11 protein-coding genes are annotated in these 16123 nt (G+C 65.1%); 6 read left to right on the top strand and 5 right to left on the bottom strand.

What is annotated here, in order from left to right:
- Positions 1-151: 151 nt before the first annotated feature.
- From NX784_RS13165 to polA, 3 genes are all read right to left on the bottom strand, one after another.
- The gene (locus NX784_RS13165; RefSeq protein ID WP_258817120.1) at positions 152-979 is read right to left on the bottom strand and encodes a dienelactone hydrolase family protein; all 828 of its coding nucleotides are present in this window, start codon (positions 977-979) and stop codon (positions 152-154) included.
- 109 nt (positions 980-1088) lie between these two features.
- Positions 1089-2309 carry a DUF4382 domain-containing protein gene (locus NX784_RS13160; protein WP_258817119.1) on the bottom strand — a complete coding sequence of 407 codons (1221 nt, stop codon included), beginning with the start codon at positions 2307-2309 and terminating at the stop codon, positions 1089-1091.
- A gap of 285 nt (positions 2310-2594) precedes the next feature.
- Positions 2595-5354: a DNA polymerase I gene (gene polA, locus NX784_RS13155; protein ID WP_258817118.1), complete on the bottom strand. Its 2760-nt coding sequence runs from the start codon at positions 5352-5354 to the stop codon at positions 2595-2597.
- Positions 5355-5527: 173 nt separating this feature from the next.
- Between polA and NX784_RS13150 the strand changes: the two genes are divergently transcribed.
- From NX784_RS13150 to NX784_RS13140, 3 genes are read left to right on the top strand one after another with little or no spacing between them, the layout of a single operon-like run.
- The gene (locus tag NX784_RS13150) at positions 5528-5959 is read left to right on the top strand and encodes a DUF2782 domain-containing protein (protein ID WP_258817117.1); all 432 of its coding nucleotides are present in this window, start codon (positions 5528-5530) and stop codon (positions 5957-5959) included.
- Positions 5960-6019: 60 nt separating this feature from the next.
- A complete protein-coding gene (locus NX784_RS13145) occupies positions 6020-6979 on the top strand; it encodes a homoserine kinase (protein WP_258817116.1) in 960 nt (319 codons plus the stop codon).
- Entirely contained in the window at positions 6976-7743 is a 768-nt protein-coding gene (locus NX784_RS13140; protein WP_258817115.1) for a BPSS1780 family membrane protein, read from the top strand. The genes NX784_RS13145 and NX784_RS13140 overlap by 4 nt, the downstream gene beginning before the upstream one ends.
- Positions 7744-7896: 153 nt before the next feature.
- Here the strand turns inward: NX784_RS13140 and NX784_RS13135 are convergent, their stop codons facing one another.
- Positions 7897-10215 carry a UvrD-helicase domain-containing protein gene (locus tag NX784_RS13135; RefSeq protein WP_258817114.1) on the bottom strand — a complete coding sequence of 773 codons (2319 nt, stop codon included), beginning with the start codon at positions 10213-10215 and terminating at the stop codon, positions 7897-7899.
- 271 nt (positions 10216-10486) lie between these two features.
- Between NX784_RS13135 and NX784_RS13130 the strand changes: the two genes are divergently transcribed.
- The 3 genes from NX784_RS13130 (at position 10487) to NX784_RS13120 (ending at position 13918) form a co-directional block, all read left to right on the top strand.
- Positions 10487-12475, top strand: coding sequence for an alpha-L-arabinofuranosidase family protein (locus tag NX784_RS13130; protein ID WP_258817113.1), 1989 nt, complete (start codon positions 10487-10489; stop codon positions 12473-12475).
- A 213-nt stretch (positions 12476-12688) separates the two neighbouring features.
- Positions 12689-13231 carry an SRPBCC family protein gene (locus tag NX784_RS13125; RefSeq protein WP_258817112.1) on the top strand — a complete coding sequence of 181 codons (543 nt, stop codon included), beginning with the start codon at positions 12689-12691 and terminating at the stop codon, positions 13229-13231.
- 174 nt (positions 13232-13405) lie between these two features.
- Positions 13406-13918 (top strand): hemerythrin domain-containing protein, encoded by a 513-nt coding sequence (locus tag NX784_RS13120; RefSeq protein ID WP_258817111.1) that lies wholly within the window; start codon positions 13406-13408, stop codon positions 13916-13918.
- Between the two features lie 66 nt (positions 13919-13984).
- Here NX784_RS13120 and NX784_RS13115 read toward each other — a convergent pair whose 3' ends face one another.
- A complete protein-coding gene (locus tag NX784_RS13115) occupies positions 13985-16021 on the bottom strand; it encodes a M13 family metallopeptidase (protein WP_258817109.1) in 2037 nt (678 codons plus the stop codon).
- Between the last annotated feature and the right edge of the window lie 102 nt (positions 16022-16123).

The raw sequence follows: 16123 nt of genomic DNA, 5'->3' as shown, positions 1-16123 counted from the left end.
CCGCGAGGCCGGTCGCCAGCAGGATGGAGATGAGAATCGGGTCGATTTAAAGCCTCTGGTTATTCTTGGACAGCGCGGACGCAAACCCGGGATTGTACCCTCCCGCGCCCGCGCCCGTGCAATCCGGCAAGCCGCCGGATGGGCGGCGCGGTCAGCCGGCGCCGTGCTCGCGGAACCAGGCCAGTGCGCGCGCGAAGCCGTCGCGGGCATCCTTCGCGTTGTACGTGGGGCGGTAATCGGCGTTGAAGGCGTGGCCGGCATCCGGGTACACGACGATCGCGGAATCGCTCGTCCCCGCGCCCAGCGCGGCGATCATCTTTTCGACAGTGGCGACGGGGATGCCGGTGTCCTTTGCGCCGTACAGCCCGAGCACGGGTACCGTGAGCGAGGACGCGATGTGGATCGGATGCTGCGGCTGGCCCGGCGGATTCGGATCGGCCACGAGCTTGCCGTACCACGCCACGGCTGCCTTCACGCGCGGATTGTGCGCCGCATACAGCCACGTGATGCGCCCGCCCCAGCAAAAGCCGTTGACGCCCAGGCGGTCGACGTCGCCGCCGTTCTTCGCGGCCCAGGCCACGCAGGCATCGAGGTCGCCCATGACTTGCGCATCCGGCACCTTGCGGACGATGCGCGCCGTCAGCGTGTTGATGTCGGGGATGGTGGACGGGTCGCCCTGGCGCACGAACAAATCGGGCGCCAGCGCCAGATAGCCCTGCTTGGCGAACCGGCGCGCCACGTCGGCGATGTGCTCGTGCAGGCCGAAGATCTCGGACACGACGATCATCACGGGAAGCTTGCCCTGCCCGGCCGGGCGGGCGTGGTAGAGGGGGACGTCCTGGCCGTCGACGGTCAGCGTGGCCATGCCGGCGGCGAGGCCGTCGGTGTCGGTGTGGATCACGGACTGCGCGGCGACCGGCTGGGCCGCCGCCGCGAAGCCGTTGCCGGGTGCCTGCGGGGCGCTTGCATTGTCGTTCATTGCCATCCTTCGTACGGTCATGAAAGGCTTGCTATCTTAGCAGCGCCATCCGCGACACGCTCGTCCGGCAGGTGGTGCGGCGCCCGGCACGCCGCACCGCGGGCGACGCTTACGGCGTCAGCGTGAAGTTGACGCCGGTGGCGTTGGCCGTCGAGACGTCGACGAGGCTGACCGACTTCGTCGTGTAGCCCGTGCCGCTCGCGTCGACCTGGTACTTGCCCGCACCCGGCACCACCGTCGGGACCGCCGCGAAGGCCAGCGGCACGGTCGCGCCGCCGTAGATCGCGTACTGCGGCGTTGCGACCGGCAGGTTCGCGATCGTGTAGGCGCCGGTCGACAGGTCGGCACCGGCGTACTTGATGGTCACGATCGGGCCAGCGGTGAACGCCTGCTTCGCGGCCACATACACTGCCTCGGTGGCGTTCGCCGGCAAGGTCACGGTACCCGCGATCGACGCCATCGCGCTGGCGGGCAGGTCGATGGGCGCGCTCGCGCTGCTCAAGACGGTGCTGCCGGTGGATGCGACGGGCACGGTGGCGATGACGGCGGCCGCGTGGTTGTCGGCCGTGATGACGACGTCATAGTTGCCGATCGCGAGGTGCGACAGGAAGAATTCGCCCGTCGTCGCGTTCGGTACGGTGGAAGCGATCACCTGGCCGTTCTGCTCGGCGGACACGGTCACGTGGCTGCCCAGCAGCGACGTGGCGACCACGCCCGAGATGCCGACGGCCGCCGTCGGCACGACCTTCACCACCGGCTTCAGCATGTACTTGCCGTTGCCTTGCGTGACGACGGATTTGCAGGCGTTGAAGTCGAGCACGAGATCGACCTGCTGGCCGGCCGCGACGTCGAATTCGTTGACCAGCTTGATACCGCTCTGGACGGCGCTCGGCGTCGTCAGCGTCGTTTCCGTGCCGCCCGTCGGGACGACCGAGTTCGCCATGCCGTTGCCCGTATTCGGATCGAGCACGAGGCGCATCTGCGAGTAGTGGCCGGCCGGCAGCGCCGTCTGGCCCAAGGTGTCGAGCACGCCGTTCGTGAGATTCAGCAGGTTGATCTTGCGCGCGGGGTTCAGCGTGATGTCGGTCCAGCCGGCATCCGTATCGCTCGCGGTGGCACTCGTGTTGACGCGCACCTTGTTGACGGTGACGTTGACGGCGTCGAAGCCGCAAGCCGGCGCATCGGTCAGCGCAACGCTCAGGGTACCGGCCGTGGCGGTGGGCGTCGTGCTGCCGCCGCTGCTTCCGCCCCCGCCGCCACAGGCGACGAGAGATGTTGCAATCAGAACGCTGCCTGCCAACAGCCCGGCTTGGTGGAATGTCGTTTTCATAATAATTGTCCTTCGTGGATGCCCGCCTCGGCGCGGACGGTCACCCCAATGTACATTCCAAAAGGCAACTTTTATGTTAGATAACGCACATTGAAACGTATGCTTACAAATGAAGCATTTTGTAGTCGCATGCATACAACCATGGACGGGTCGCTGCGCGCGGCGGCACGGCTGGCCATCGTGCCGGGGACGACACATTACAACCTGCCGACGACGCCGGCGGTCGCGCGGCTGGCCGAGGAATTCCTGGGCGCGTCTGGTGGGCGCGGGGTGCCCACCCTACCATTAATGCGCTTCCTCCCAATTGCTGCCTACACCCGTTTCGGCCACGAGCGGCACCTTCAAGGTGGCGACGCCGCCCATCAGCTCCGGCAGCCTGCGCTTGACGAGTTCCAGCTCCGCTTCCGGCACTTCGAGCACCAGCTCGTCGTGCACCTGCATCACCATGCGCGTCGCCAGGGCCGCCTGCTCGATCCAGTCCTGCACGGCGATCATCGCGAGCTTGATCAGGTCCGCAGCGGTGCCCTGCATGGGCGCGTTGATCGCGGCGCGTTCGGCGCCGGCGCGGCGCGGGCCGTTCGGCGAATTGATCTCGGGGAGCCACAGGCGGCGGCCGAACACGGTCTCCACAAAGCCCCGCTCCTTCGCGAGCAGCCGCGTCTCGTCCATGTAGCGCTTGACGCCGGCGAAGCGCTGGAAGTAGCGCTCGATGTAGTTGCTGGCGGCGCCCCGTTCGATGCCCAGGTTCTGCGCGAGGCCGAACGCGCTCATCCCGTAGATCAGGCCGAAGTTGATGACCTTCGCGTAGCGCCGCTGCTCGCTCTGCACTTCCTCTGGCGGCACGCTGAAGATCTCTGCCGCGGTGGCACGGTGGATGTCCTCGCCGGCCGCGAACGCGCGCAGCATCGCCTCGTCTTCCGAGATGTGGGCCATGATGCGCAGCTCGATCTGCGAATAGTCGGCCGACACGATCACGCTGCCCGGCGGCGCGACGAACGCTTCGCGGATACGGCGGCCCTCCGCGGTGCGCACGGGGATGTTCTGCAGGTTCGGATCGTTCGACGCGAGGCGGCCCGTGATCGCCACGGCCTGCGCGTAGTTCGTGTGCACGCGGCCCGTGTTCGGGTTGACCATCTTCGGCAATTTATCCGTGTACGTCGACTTCAGTTTCGAGAGGCCCCGGTGCTCCAGCAGGATCTTCGGCAGCGGATAATCCTCCGCCAGCTTCTGCAGCACTTCTTCGTCCGTCGACGGTGCGCCGGTCGCCGTCTTCTTGATGACGGGGAGCTGCAGCTTGCCGAAGAAGATCTCGCCGATCTGCTTCGGCGAGCCGAGATTGAACGGGCCGCCGGCCAGCTCGTACGCCTGCTGCTCCAGTTCCATGATGCGCGCCGCGAGCTCGTTCGACTGCGCCGCCAGCTTGTCGGCGTCGATCAGCACGCCGTTGCGCTCGATCTTCTGCAGTACGACGGACGTCGGCAGCTCGATCTTGCGGTAGATGTGGTCGAGGCCCTTGTCGCTTTCCACGTGGCCGATCATCGCGTGATGCAGGCGCAGGGTGATGTCGGAGTCCTCCGCGGCGTATTCCGTCGCGCGCGCGAGCTCGACCTGGTCGAAGCAGATCTGGTTCGCGCCCTTGCCGCACACGTCCACGAACGGGATCGTCGTGTAGCCCAGGTGGCGCAGCGCCATCGTGTCCATGTCGTGCGGCTTGTGCGACTCGAACACGTACGATTGCAGCAGGGTGTCGTGCACGATGCCGCGCAGCTTGACGCCGTGGTTCTCGAAGATGTGGCTGTCGTACTTGAGGTTCTGGCCCAGCTTCGGCTTGTCCGGGTTTTCCAGCCACGGCTTCATGCGCGCGAGGACCTCCTCGCGGTTCAGCTGCTCGGGCACGCCCGCGTAGCGGTGCGCGAGCGGGATGTACGCGCCCTTGCCCGGTTCGACGGACAGCGAGATGCCGACCATCTCGGCCATCATCGGGTCGAGCGACGTCGTCTCCGTGTCGACGGACGTCAGCGCGGCCTTGTCGATCAGGTCCAGCCAGCGCGCGAACGCTTCCTCGGTGGTGACGGTCTCGTACTCGCCCTTGATGATCGGCATGCCGGGCTGGGTACCGGCTGCGCCTTCCGGCGAATTCAGCGCGGGCGCCGGTGCGCCGGGCGTGCCGTACTTGGCCGCGTTGCCGGGGCCGATCTCGCGCAGCATCGTCTTGAAGCCGTAGCGCTGGAAGAAGTCGCGCAGCGCGTCCCTGTCTTCCGGGCGGCCGATCAAGGTTTCCTCGATCGACACGACGTGGCCCACGAGGTCGCAGTCCGTCTTCACGGTGATCAATTCACGGCCCTTCGGCAGCCATTCCAGCGCGGCGCGCAGGTTCTCGCCGACGGCGCCCGTGATCGTGTGGGCATTCTCGATGACGCCGTCCAGCGAGCCGTGCAAGGTGAGCCATTTGACGGCCGTTTTCGGGCCGCACTTGGTGACGCCGGGGACGTTGTCGACCGTGTCGCCGATGAGGGTCAGGTAGTCGATGATGCGGTTCGGCGGCACGCCGAACTTGGCCAGCACGCCCGCCTCGTCGAGCTTTTCGTTGCTCATCGTGTTGATCAGCATGACCTTGTCGTTCACCAGCTGGGCGAGGTCCTTGTCGCCCGTCGAGACGACGGTGGACAGGCCGCGCGCCGTCGCCTGCGCGGCCAGCGTGCCGATGACGTCGTCCGCCTCGACGCCTTCGACCATCAGGATCGGCCACCCCATGTGGCGCACGACTTCGTGGATCGGCTCGATCTGCTTGGCCAGGTCTTCCGGCATCGAGGCGCGCGTCGCCTTGTATTCCGGGTACAGGTCGTCGCGGAACGTCTTGCCCTTGGCGTCGAACACGCAGGCGATGTACGCGGCCGGGAAGTCGGCGCGCAGGCGGCGCAGCATGTTGACCATGCCGTGCATCGCACCGGTCGGATGGCCGTCCGGACTGCGCAGGTCGGGCAGCGCGTGGAAGGCGCGATAGAGATAGCTGGAACCGTCGACGAGAAGCAGGGTATTGTCCATGGGCGAATTCAAAAGTGGGGCCGCGGCGGCACGGCAAAACGTGCGCCATTATCGCAGAATCGGGAGTGGAGAAAAGCTGGGCGGCCAACGTCATCCATATGGGGACGAAGCCACACTTTTCACAGAGAGTAGCGCGGTTTGTTACAATGAACTAAACGACAAAGGTGACCATCATGCCGCGTACCCCGATCCGCTTCGCCACTCTCGCGCTGTTCCTGGCCACGCAGGCCGGCCTGGCTGCGGCCCAGCAGCCGACCCCGAGCCCGGCGCCGCCGAAGCTGGAGCGCATCGAGCCGGGCAGCGACATTCCCGCGACCACGATCCCGCCGAAGCGCGGCACCGAGATCAAGGAAACGCGCGACGGCGGCCAGGTCACCGAAGTCGAAGTCACCACGCCCGGTGGCAGCCATTACTATATGAAACCGAACGCCCAGCCCGGCAATGCGCAGACGAATTCGATCCGCGCACCGCAGTGGAAAGTGGGTGAGTTCGACCTGTCGGGCAAGCGGAAAGCCACGAGCGAATCCGGCACCAACGCCCCGACGACGGCCGACGCGCCGCCTCCTCCTCCCATGCCGGCTACCACCGCGCCCGAGAAGAAGTAACCGCCGTCAACAGGACCGGCCGCAAGCGTGGCCGCTACAGCGACTTTTCTTTCTTACACAATGGCAGTCTTCACCCCGGTCACGCTGGATGACCTCTCGCAGTGGATCAAGCAGTTTCCTCTTGGTAAAGCCGTCGCCCTCAAGGGCATCGCGAGCGGCATCGAAAACAGTAACTTCTTCCTGACGACGGAACGCGGCGAGTACGTCCTCACCATCTTCGAAAACCTCGACTTCGAGCAACTGCCGTTCTACGTGCAGCTGATGCGCCACCTGGCCGACCGCGGGATTCCCGTGCCGGCGCCCGTCGCGAACGATGCGGGCGAGCTCGTCGTCGCATTGCACGGCAAGCCGGCCGCCATCGTCAGCAAGCTCGACGGCAGTTCGCAGATGGATCCGCAACCCGTCCACTGCGCCGAAGTCGGTGCGATGCTGGCGAAGATGCACCTGGCCGGCCGCGACTTCCCCCTGCACCAGCCGAATCTGCGCGGGCTCGACTGGTGGACCGAGACCGTGCCGAAGGTGCTGCCGTATCTCGACACCGGCACCGCCGCGCTGCTGCGGAGCGAACTGGCGTTCCAGCGCGACTTCGCCGCCGGCACGACGTACGCGGCGCTCGAGCGCGGTCCCGTCCACGCCGACCTGTTCCGCAACAACGTGATGTTCGTCGGCGAACGCCTGTCCGGCTGCTTCGACTTTTATTTTGCCGGCTGGGACACGTGGCTGTTCGACCTGGCCGTCACCGTCAACGACTGGTGCATCGACCTGGACACGGGCCGCCTCGACGACGCACGCGTGATCGCGCTGACGCGCGCCTACCACGCGGTCCGTCCGTTCACGGCGGCCGACCACGCGGCATGGCAGCCGATGTTGCGCGCGGCCGCGCTGCGCTTCTGGCTGTCGCGCCTGTTTGATTTCCACCGTCCGCGCGCGGCCGAAATGCTGACCCCGCACGATCCCACCCACTTCGAAAGAGTCCTGCGCGAACGCATCGCGCACGGCGCCCCTGACCTCACAGCATGAACGATTTACCCGCACGTACCGGATGGGAGTGGCTGAAGCAAGGCGTGGGCCTGTTCCGCAAGCAGCCCGCCGCGCTGATGACGCTCCTCTTCGCCAACATCCTGTTCAGCATCGGTCTGTCGGCCGTGCCGTTCCTGGGTTCGGTACTCGCGGTCGTGCTGATTCCGTCGTTCTCGATGGCCTTCATGCGGGCTTGCCTGATGATCGAGAACGGCGACCGCGTCACCCCGGCCGTGCTGCTGACGGGCTTCCGCCGGCCGGTGGTGGCCGCGCTGTGCAAGCTGGGGCTCGTGTACCTGGGCGTGTCGCTGCTGATGATGGTCGTCAAGCGCCTGGCGATCCCGCCCGAGTTGCTCGTGCAGATGATGCCGCAGCCCGGCGCCAAGACGCCGCCCGACATCCAGGCGTCGGACATGCTTGCGGTGTTCGGCGTGTTCGTGGCGTACCTGACCGTGCTGGTGACGCTGTGCTTCGCCGCCCCGCTCACCTACTGGAAGCACATGGGACCGGGCAAGGCCACGTTCTACAGCTTCTTCGCCGTCGTCCGCACGGCGCGGCCGTTCCTCGTGCTGCTGGCGACGTGGTTCGGCATCTTCTTCGGCGTGTGCATGGTGGCCGCTCTGGTGTTCCGCGACGCCTCGGTCGGACAAGTCGTGCTCATGTGGCTGATCTTCCTGTTCGTGCTGCTGCTGCAGTGCGCGCTGTACGCGGGCTATCGCACGATCTTCGGCAAGCCGGACGACGAGGCGCCGCAGCCAGCGTGATGCGTTCGTGGCCGGCATACGCCGCATGGACGCGTGGACGGGGAACCCGTCCACCCTACCGCGACGCGACGTCCGACGCATCGACGAACGTTACGGGTTGCATCACGGGTAGGGTGGGCGGCTCGCCGCCCACGCGTTCAACCATCGTCTGAATTACCGGCCAATGCGCTCCAATTTGGCCACAGACAAATCCAGCACCTTCATCCCCGCCGCGCCAAAATTGATCTGGGCGCGCGCACTACCGGCCCCGCCTTCGATGTTGACGATCACGCCCTCGCCGAACCGCGCGTGACTGACCGACTCGCCGATGCGCCAGCCGGTGCCGTTGCCGCTGGTCGACTTCTGCGCGATCTGCTTGGCGATATGGTTGTCGCTGCCCCCTTCGCGGAAATCGGCGTCGTCCCATGCGGTCGTCGACTTGCGGCCGGCGAACCAGTTCGTCTGCACGCGCGGCGTCAGCCATTTCAGCGCATGTTCCGGCAGCTCGTCGAAGAAGCGCGACTTCATGTTGAAGCGCGTCTGGCCGTGCAGCATGCGCTGCTGCGTGAAACTCATGTACAGGCGCCGGCGCGCGCGCGTGATCGCCACGTACATCAGGCGGCGTTCCTCGTCGACGCCATCCATCTCGCGCGCGCTGCTCTCGTGCGGGAACAGGCCTTCTTCCAACCCCGTGATGAACACGGCGTCGAATTCCAGGCCCTTCGCGGAGTGCACCGTCATCAGCTGGATCGCTTCCTGGCCGGCTTGCGCCTGCGCGTCGCCCGCTTCCAGCGACGCGTGCGCGAGGAAGGCGGACAGCGGCGACATCACGGCCGACAGCGGCGCGTCCGCATCGAGCACCTCGACGCCGTCGCCATCGACGATCGCCGTGCCGCTCGCGGCCAATGCCTGCGGCCCGAGGTGCGCCGGCGTCTGCGTGCCGAAGCCCTCTTCCTGCACGAACTGCGTGGCGGCGCCGACCATCTGCTGCAAGTTCTCGATGCGTTCCTGGCCTTCTTTCTCGTTGGCGTAGTGCGCCAGCAGGGTACTGCGCTCGAGCACGACGCGCACCATCTCCGGCAGCGGCAGTTGCTGGGTCTCGAAGCGCGCGCTCTCGATCAGTTTTACGAAGTTACCGAGCGCCGTGCCGGCCTTGCCCGTCATATAGGGCACCGCGGCGTACAGCGACACGCGGTACGTCTCGGCCGCCATCTGCAGCTGCTCGATCGAACGGGCGCCGATGCCGCGCGTGGGGAAGTTCACGACGCGGAGAAAAGCGGAATCGTTGTGCGGGTTGTCCATCAGCTGCAGGTAGGCGATGGCGTGCTTGACCTCGGCGCGCTGGAAGTAGCGCAGGCCGCCGTACACGGTGTACGGCAGGCCGGCCGCGAACAGCGCGTGCTCGATCACGCGGCTCTGCGCGTTGGAGCGGTACAGCACGGCGATCTCGCTCTTGCTGACGCCTTCCGCCATCAGGCTCTTCGCCTCGTCGATGATCCACTGCGCCTCTTCCAGGTCGGACGACGCTTCGTAGATGCGCACCGGCTCGCCCAGCCCCGCGTCCGTGCGCAGGTTCTTGCCGAGGCGTTTCGCGTTGTTCGAGATGAGGTGGTTCGCGCTGTCGAGGATGTTGCCGTGCGAGCGGTAGTTCTGCTCCAGCTTGATCAGATTCTTGACCTCGAAGTCGCGCTCGAACGCCTGCATGTTGCCGACGTTCGCGCCGCGGAACGCATAGATGCTCTGGTCGTCGTCGCCGACGGCGAACAAGGCGCCGCCGCGCTGCTCGCCGTGGCCGGCCAGCAGCTTCAGCAGGTTGTACTGCAGGTCGTTCGTGTCCTGGAACTCGTCGACGAGGATGTGGCGGAAGCGCATCTGGTAATGCTGGCGCAGCGGGTGATTGCGCTGCAGCAGTTCGTAGGCGCGTAGCAGCAGCTCGGCGAAGTCGACGACGCCTTCGCGCTGGCACTGCTGGTCGTACAGGTCGTACAGCTCGGCCATGCGCTTCTGCACGTGGTCGTACGCCTCGACTTCGTGCGCGCGCTGGCCCCGGTCCTTGGCGTTGTTGATGAAGTACATCAGGTCCTTCGCCGGATACTTCTCGTCGTCGACGTTCAACGCCTTCAGCATGCGCTTGATCATCGACAGCTGGTCCTGCGAATCGAGGATCTGGAACGTCTGCGGCAGCGCCGCGTCGCGGTGGTGCGTGCGCAGGAGGCGGTTGCACAGGCCGTGGAACGTGCCGATCCACATGCCGCGCGTGTTCACCGGCAGCATGGCCGACAGGCGCGTGAGCATCTCCTTGGCCGCCTTGTTGGTAAAGGTCACGGCCATGATGCCGGCCGGGGACACCTGTCCGGTCTGGATCAGCCAGGCGATGCGGGTCGTCAGCACCCGCGTCTTGCCGGACCCGGCGCCCGCGAGAATGAGGGCGCTCTGGGACGGCAGCGTGACGGCCGCCAGTTGTTCGGGATTCAGGTTGTCGAGGAGATTCATGCGGGCATTATAACGTCGGGACCCGCCCTCGGCATCGCCACGGCGCCATTTTTACTGATGATATATACAGTATCACAACAGCCGCACGCTGGCCCTGCGCCTTGTTTACAAACGGTTGCTCTTGAGGCTACACGATAAATTTTGCATGACCAGTTAGTAAATTTCGTAACTTCCGTTGCAATGTCGCAAAGTTAAAATGAGTCGCTTGGCTCACATCAATGAGCAAGTCACCGCCTCACGGTTTCGTGTTGATCCCAAGTCGATTTCATTCATGACCCACCTTAAGCTGCTGTCCCGCTGTGCACTGACCAGTGCCCTTGCCATCCTGGCCGCACATGCGCATGCGGCGAGTACGACCGAACTGAAGATCGCCGTTGATCGCGTAAAGGCGCACATCGATCCTCACATGTACGGTCTGATGACCGAGGAGATCAACTTCGCCTACGAAGGCGGCCTGTACGGCGAGTTGATCCGCAACCGCAGCTTCAAGGCAGAAGCCGGCTATGCGTACCTGGCCGAAGAGCCCGTGTACTGGAGCACCGTCGGCGCGGCCGAGATTGCCCTGGATGGCAAGAACAAGCTCAACGACGCCCTGGATCTGAGCCTGGCGCTGACGATCGCGAACGCCTCGCCCGAACAGCCTGCCGGCATCCGTAATGGCGGCTACTGGGGCATCGGCCTGACACCCGACACCACCTACAACGTGTCCTTCTATGCCAGGACCGACGGCGATATCGGCCCGTTGACGGCGTCGCTTGCCAAGTCCAGCGGCGCGACGGTCGTCTCCGCCAAGGTGGACGGCATCGGGCGCGACTGGAAGAAGTTCGACGTCACGCTGCGCACCGGTAGCAGCCTGACGCCCTCCAAAGACAATGTCTTCACGCTGACCGCCAGCAGGCCGGGCAAGTTGTGGCTGCAGCAGGTCTCGGTGTTCGGTCCGACCTACAAGAACCGCCCGAACGGGCTGCGCCCGGATCTGATGGCACTGATGGCAGGCCTGAAGCCGACATTCCTGCGTTTCCCCGGCGGCAACTATCTCGAGGGCGATATCCTGGGGCAGCGTTTCCAGTGGAAGAAGACCATCGGCGACCCGGCGCAGCGCCCCGGCCACCGCAGCCCCTGGAACTACTGGTCGACGGACGGCATGGGCATGATGGAGTTCCTGCTGTGGTGCGAAGACTTGAACATGGAGCCCCTACTGGCCGTATTCGCCGGCTACGCCCTCGGTGGCGACAGGCTGGCCACCGAAGAAGACCTGGCGCCCCATGTGCAGGACGCGCTGGACGAGATCGAATACATCATCGGCGGTGTCGACACCAAATGGGGCGCGCAGCGCGCGAAGGACGGCCACCCGGCGCCCTTCCCGCTGCGCTATGTCGAGATCGGCAACGAAGACGTTTTCGACAAATCGGGTTCGTACGACAAACGCTTCGCGATCTTCTACAAGGCAATCAAGGCCAGGTATCCGCAACTGACCCTCATCTCGACGATGGCGGCCAACGCGACACCGTCGCAGCGCCCCGACATGATCGACGATCACACCTACGGCTGGGGTGAGGCGCAAATGTACGAACACCTGGGCGACTACGACAAGCGCCCCCGCACCGACCCGAAGGTCTTTGTCGGCGAGTGGGCCACGCACCACGGCTGGCCCATGCCCGACATGAAGGCTGCCATCGCCGACGCCGCCTACCTGACCAGCCTGGAGCGCAATGCCGATGTGGTGCGGATGACGGCCTACGCGCCGCTGCTGGCCAACCTCAGCCAGGTCTCGGGCAACAGCCGTGACCGATCCATGCAGTGGGACACGAATTTGATCGGCTACGACGCGCTGAAGTCGTATGGCACGCCGTCGTACTACGTGCAGACGATGTTCTCCAGCCACCTGGGCGACGTCGTGCTGGAGTCATCCGCGCAGCATGTGCCGAACTGGACGAGCGAAGACGGCAAGACCTTCCCGGCGCTGAACTGGGTTGCGACACGCAAGGACGAGGCTGGCAAACCCGGCCGTATCCAGATCAAGTTCGCCAGCCGGGCCGCGACGCAGCAGCCGGTACGCGTCAAGCTGGCCGGCGTGAAGACGCTCGCACCCACGGCCACGCTGACGGTGATGAGTTCGCCGAATCCCGATGCCGGCAATTCACTGGACGAGCCCACCCGCATTGCCCCAAGGACAGAGACTGTCAAGGGCATCGCGTCCGAGTTTACGCTGAACGTTCCGGCCTATTCGGTCGGCGTCCTGGAACTGGAACTTCGCTGAGCTGAGTAACACAAGCCTTCGTGGCCGGGTTTCGCCAGCATTGCGTCAATGAGCGCCAGAGCAGCGTCCGCGATCCATCAGCATCGACTCTTAATATTTCCACACGGCTCGCGAGCGCCGTGATAGCCACTTTTCACGTAAGTTGACGACAGATGGGGTTTTTCATCCCTTTTGTGTTTTGCAACCGAACGTTTTTGGCATAAGGAGGTAAAAATGCTGAACCGTGTAGTGACGGTCGCCGCGCTGGCCGTCGGCGGCATGATGCTGTCGAAAAAACTCAAAGGCAATAAATCGGGCATGGGCTCGTCGATCATCGAAACCATCGAGGTCAACGTCCCCGTGCGTACCGCCTACAACCAATGGACCCAGTTCGAAGACTTCCCGCAATTCATGGGCAGCGTCCACGAAGTGCGCCAGCTGGACGACAAGCGCCTGCACTGGAAGGCCAACGTGGCCGGCGAAGAGAAGGAATGGGATGCCGAGATCACGGAACAGATCCCCGACAAGCGCATCGCCTGGCGCAGCACGAGCGGCGTGCCGAACGGCGGCGTGGTGACCTTCCACAAGCTGTCCGACGACGTCACCCGCATCACCTTGCAGATGGATTACCAGCCCGAGGGCCCGGCCGAGAAGATCGGCGACGCATTGGGCGCCGTCCGGCTGGAAGCCCGCGGCAATCTGCAGAAGTTCAAGGACATGCTCGAGAAACGCGGCAAGGAAACGGGCGCCTGGCGCGGCAGCATCTCTCAGCACTGACGACGCCCGCCCTCATGAATGCCGCCCGCGAGGCGGCATTTTCGTTGGCCAGGCGGGCGTTGCAGTAACGCGCGTTGGGTGCGTTCGCGAACATGCCATATGGGTGAACGGGGCGTAGGATGAAACCCTGACGGCATATCGGAATATGCCGGGCAACCGTTGAGGAGATTTCCCATGGCAACCACAGACGCCCCGACAAGGCCGACATTACGCGACTCGTTTCCGGTCGACAATCCGGTCCAGGCCCTGCTGCGCGACCACGACATGGTCCGCAAGCTCGCCGAGAAATACGAGAACACGCAGAGCGCCGACGTCAAGAAGCAGGCGGCGACGCAACTGATCCAGGCCATCCACATGCATTCGCGCCTCGAGGAAGGCGTGTTCTATCCGGGCGTGCGGCGCGTCGACCCGAACCTGATCGCCCGCTTCGAGGAAGACCACCTCGCCGTCGACGACCTGCTGGCCACGCTGCAAGGCATGTCGATGGACGACGCGCGCGCGGAACCGCTCGTGCGCGAGCTGCTGGGTGCCGTCCTCAGCCACATCCGCCAGGAAGAAGAACAACTGTTCCCGGAACTGAAGCAGGCTGCGCTCGACCTGACGTCGATCGGCCTGGAGATGCAAGCGTTCGAAGCCAACCTCGTGCACATGCAGGCACAGCTCAGCGACCGCGCGGCGCGGCCCTGATCCTGACGCGTCCCATCGTCGACGCCACCCGCCGGGTGGCGTTTTCATGTCAACGGCAGGTGAAAATCACCACACCCGGCAGCGCGTCTCCTTCACCATCGGCTGCCCCGCCTTGCACTGGAACGCCTGCTGGAACTGCGGCATGTTGACCATCAGCCCGTTGACGCGGTAACGGCCCGGCGAATGCGGATTCGTCATCGCGCTCACGCGCAGGTTTTCCGGCCGATCGTTTTCACAAGCCCATTGTGCGTACCCGATGAAGAAGCGCTGTTCGGGCGTGAAGCCGTCGCGCCCACTTTCCAGCTGCGCCTTCTGCGGCATGGCGGCCATCTCCGTCTGCCACGCCATCCAGCCGAGGATCAGGCCACCGAGGTCGGCCACGTCCTCGCCCAACGTCAGCTTGCTGTTGATCTTGATGTCGTCCACGACCGTGTACTGCGCGTACTGGTCGACGATGCACTGCGCGCGCTCCTCGAATGCCTTGGCATCCTTCTTCGTCCACCAGTCCTTCAGGTTGCCGTTCGCATCGAACTGGCGGCCTTCGTCGTCGAACGCGTGCGTCAGCTCGTGGCCGATCGTGCCGCCCGTGTTGCCGTAGTTCGGCGCGTCGTCCATCCGCGGATCGAACAGCGGCGGTTGCAGCACGCCGGCCGGGAAATTGATGTCGTTCATCTGCGGGTCGAAGTATGCGTTCACCGTCGGCGGCGTCATCGACCATTCCGAGCGGTCCAGCGGCTTGCCGATCTTCGCGAACTGGCGCTGCATCTCGAAGCGGTTGCCCCGCTCGACGTTGCCGGCGAAGTCGCCCGGCTTGACGACGTAGGCGCCGTAGTCGCGCCACTTGTCCGGGTAGCCGATCTTGTTGACGATGGCGGCCAGCTTCGTCAACGCCTGCTGCTTCGTCTCCGCGCTCATCCAGTCGAGTTCCTCGATGTCGCGCTTCATCGCGTCCTCGATCTGGCGCGTCATGTGCAGCGCCTTTTCCTTCAGTTGCGGCGAGAACGCGCGGCTGACGAATTCCTGGCCCAGCGCTTCGCCCAGCTGGCGATCGACGAGGCCCACGCAGCGCTTCCAGCGCGGTTGCTGCTGCTGTACGCCACGCAGCGTCCTGCTGAAGAAATCGAAATGCTCGTTGTCGAAGTTCGACGCGAGCACGGGCGACATCGTGCGCGCCACGTGCCAGCGCAGATACGTGCGCATGGCGTCGGCGTCGCTCGTCTTCCACATCTTGCCGAGCGCCTTGAAGAACGCGGGTTCCGTGACGTTGAACGTGGTGAGCCCGCCCTGCCCCAGCGCGCCCAGGTAGGCGTGCCAGTCGAAGCCGGGCGTCAGCGCCTGTAGACCGCGCGCATCGACCTTGTGGAACAGTTTATACGGATCGCGCTTGTCGACGGCCGACAGTGACGCCTTCGCCAGCATCGTCTCCATCTGCATCACGCGCGCCGCGTTGCGCTGCGCCTGCGCGGGCGCGTCGCCCAGCAGGCGGAACGTGTTCGCGATGTGCGTGACGTATTTGGCGCGGATCTCCTTCGACTTGGCGTCCGTCTTGAAATAGGCGTCGCGGTCCGGCAGGCCCAGGCCACCCGCGTACGCGAAGGCGATCACGCGCGACGAATCGGCATAGTCCTGGCTCGACGTGAGGCCGAAGAACAGGCCCGGATCGTCCAGGCCCAACTTCAGCCGGGCCAGCACGCGCGGCAGGTCGCGGTTCGAGTGCAAGGTCGCGATCGCGTCGAAATAGGGCTGCAACGGCGCGGCGCCCCGTGCCTCGATGGCGCGCTCGTCCATGCACGCGCCGAAGTAGTCGCCGATCTTTTGCTGGTTCGCGTTGCGGCCGTCCTGGCGCTTGGCCAGGTCTTCGAGGATGCCCCACAGGTAGCGGCGGTTGTCCTGCGCGAGCTTGCCGTACACCGACCAGCGCGCCTGGTCGGCCGGGATCGGATTGTTCTTCATCCAGCCGCCGCAGGCGTACTGGTAAAAGTCGACGCAGGGGTCGGCGTTGCGGTCCATCGAGCTGACGTCCAGGCCGGGCGTGTACGGGAACGACGTGGCGGGCCGCTCGGTGGCCGCAGTGGGAGCGGCCGGCGCCTGGGCGGCGGCCATGGTTGCGCATCCGGAAAGAAAGGCGCAGACGGCAAGTCGAATGGAGAATCTCATGAATAATCCTGTCAAATGGCTGGGAGACGGTGCCGCTTCGTGGGCGGC

This window comes from Massilia pinisoli (genome assembly GCF_024753285.1).
GTDB classification, from domain to species: domain Bacteria; phylum Pseudomonadota; class Gammaproteobacteria; order Burkholderiales; family Burkholderiaceae_D; genus Telluria; species Telluria pinisoli.
The sequence above is the reverse complement of the archived record's forward strand: the minus strand, read 5'-3'. Positions and strand labels throughout refer to the sequence as shown.

Coding starts and splice junctions, on each gene's coding strand:
- NX784_RS13165 (WP_258817120.1), bottom strand. CDS start 979: ATGAACGACAATGCAAGCGCCCCGCAGGCACCCGGCAACGGCTTCGCG.
- NX784_RS13160 (WP_258817119.1), bottom strand. CDS start 2,309: ATGAAAACGACATTCCACCAAGCCGGGCTGTTGGCAGGCAGCGTTCTG.
- polA (WP_258817118.1), bottom strand. CDS start 5,354: ATGGACAATACCCTGCTTCTCGTCGACGGTTCCAGCTATCTCTATCGC.
- NX784_RS13150 (WP_258817117.1), top strand. CDS start 5,528: ATGCCGCGTACCCCGATCCGCTTCGCCACTCTCGCGCTGTTCCTGGCC.
- NX784_RS13145 (WP_258817116.1), top strand. CDS start 6,020: ATGGCAGTCTTCACCCCGGTCACGCTGGATGACCTCTCGCAGTGGATC.
- NX784_RS13140 (WP_258817115.1), top strand. CDS start 6,976: ATGAACGATTTACCCGCACGTACCGGATGGGAGTGGCTGAAGCAAGGC.
- NX784_RS13135 (WP_258817114.1), bottom strand. CDS start 10,215: ATGAATCTCCTCGACAACCTGAATCCCGAACAACTGGCGGCCGTCACG.
- NX784_RS13130 (WP_258817113.1), top strand. CDS start 10,487: ATGACCCACCTTAAGCTGCTGTCCCGCTGTGCACTGACCAGTGCCCTT.
- NX784_RS13125 (WP_258817112.1), top strand. CDS start 12,689: ATGCTGAACCGTGTAGTGACGGTCGCCGCGCTGGCCGTCGGCGGCATG.
- NX784_RS13120 (WP_258817111.1), top strand. CDS start 13,406: ATGGCAACCACAGACGCCCCGACAAGGCCGACATTACGCGACTCGTTT.
- NX784_RS13115 (WP_258817109.1), bottom strand. CDS start 16,021: ATGGCCGCCGCCCAGGCGCCGGCCGCTCCCACTGCGGCCACCGAGCGG.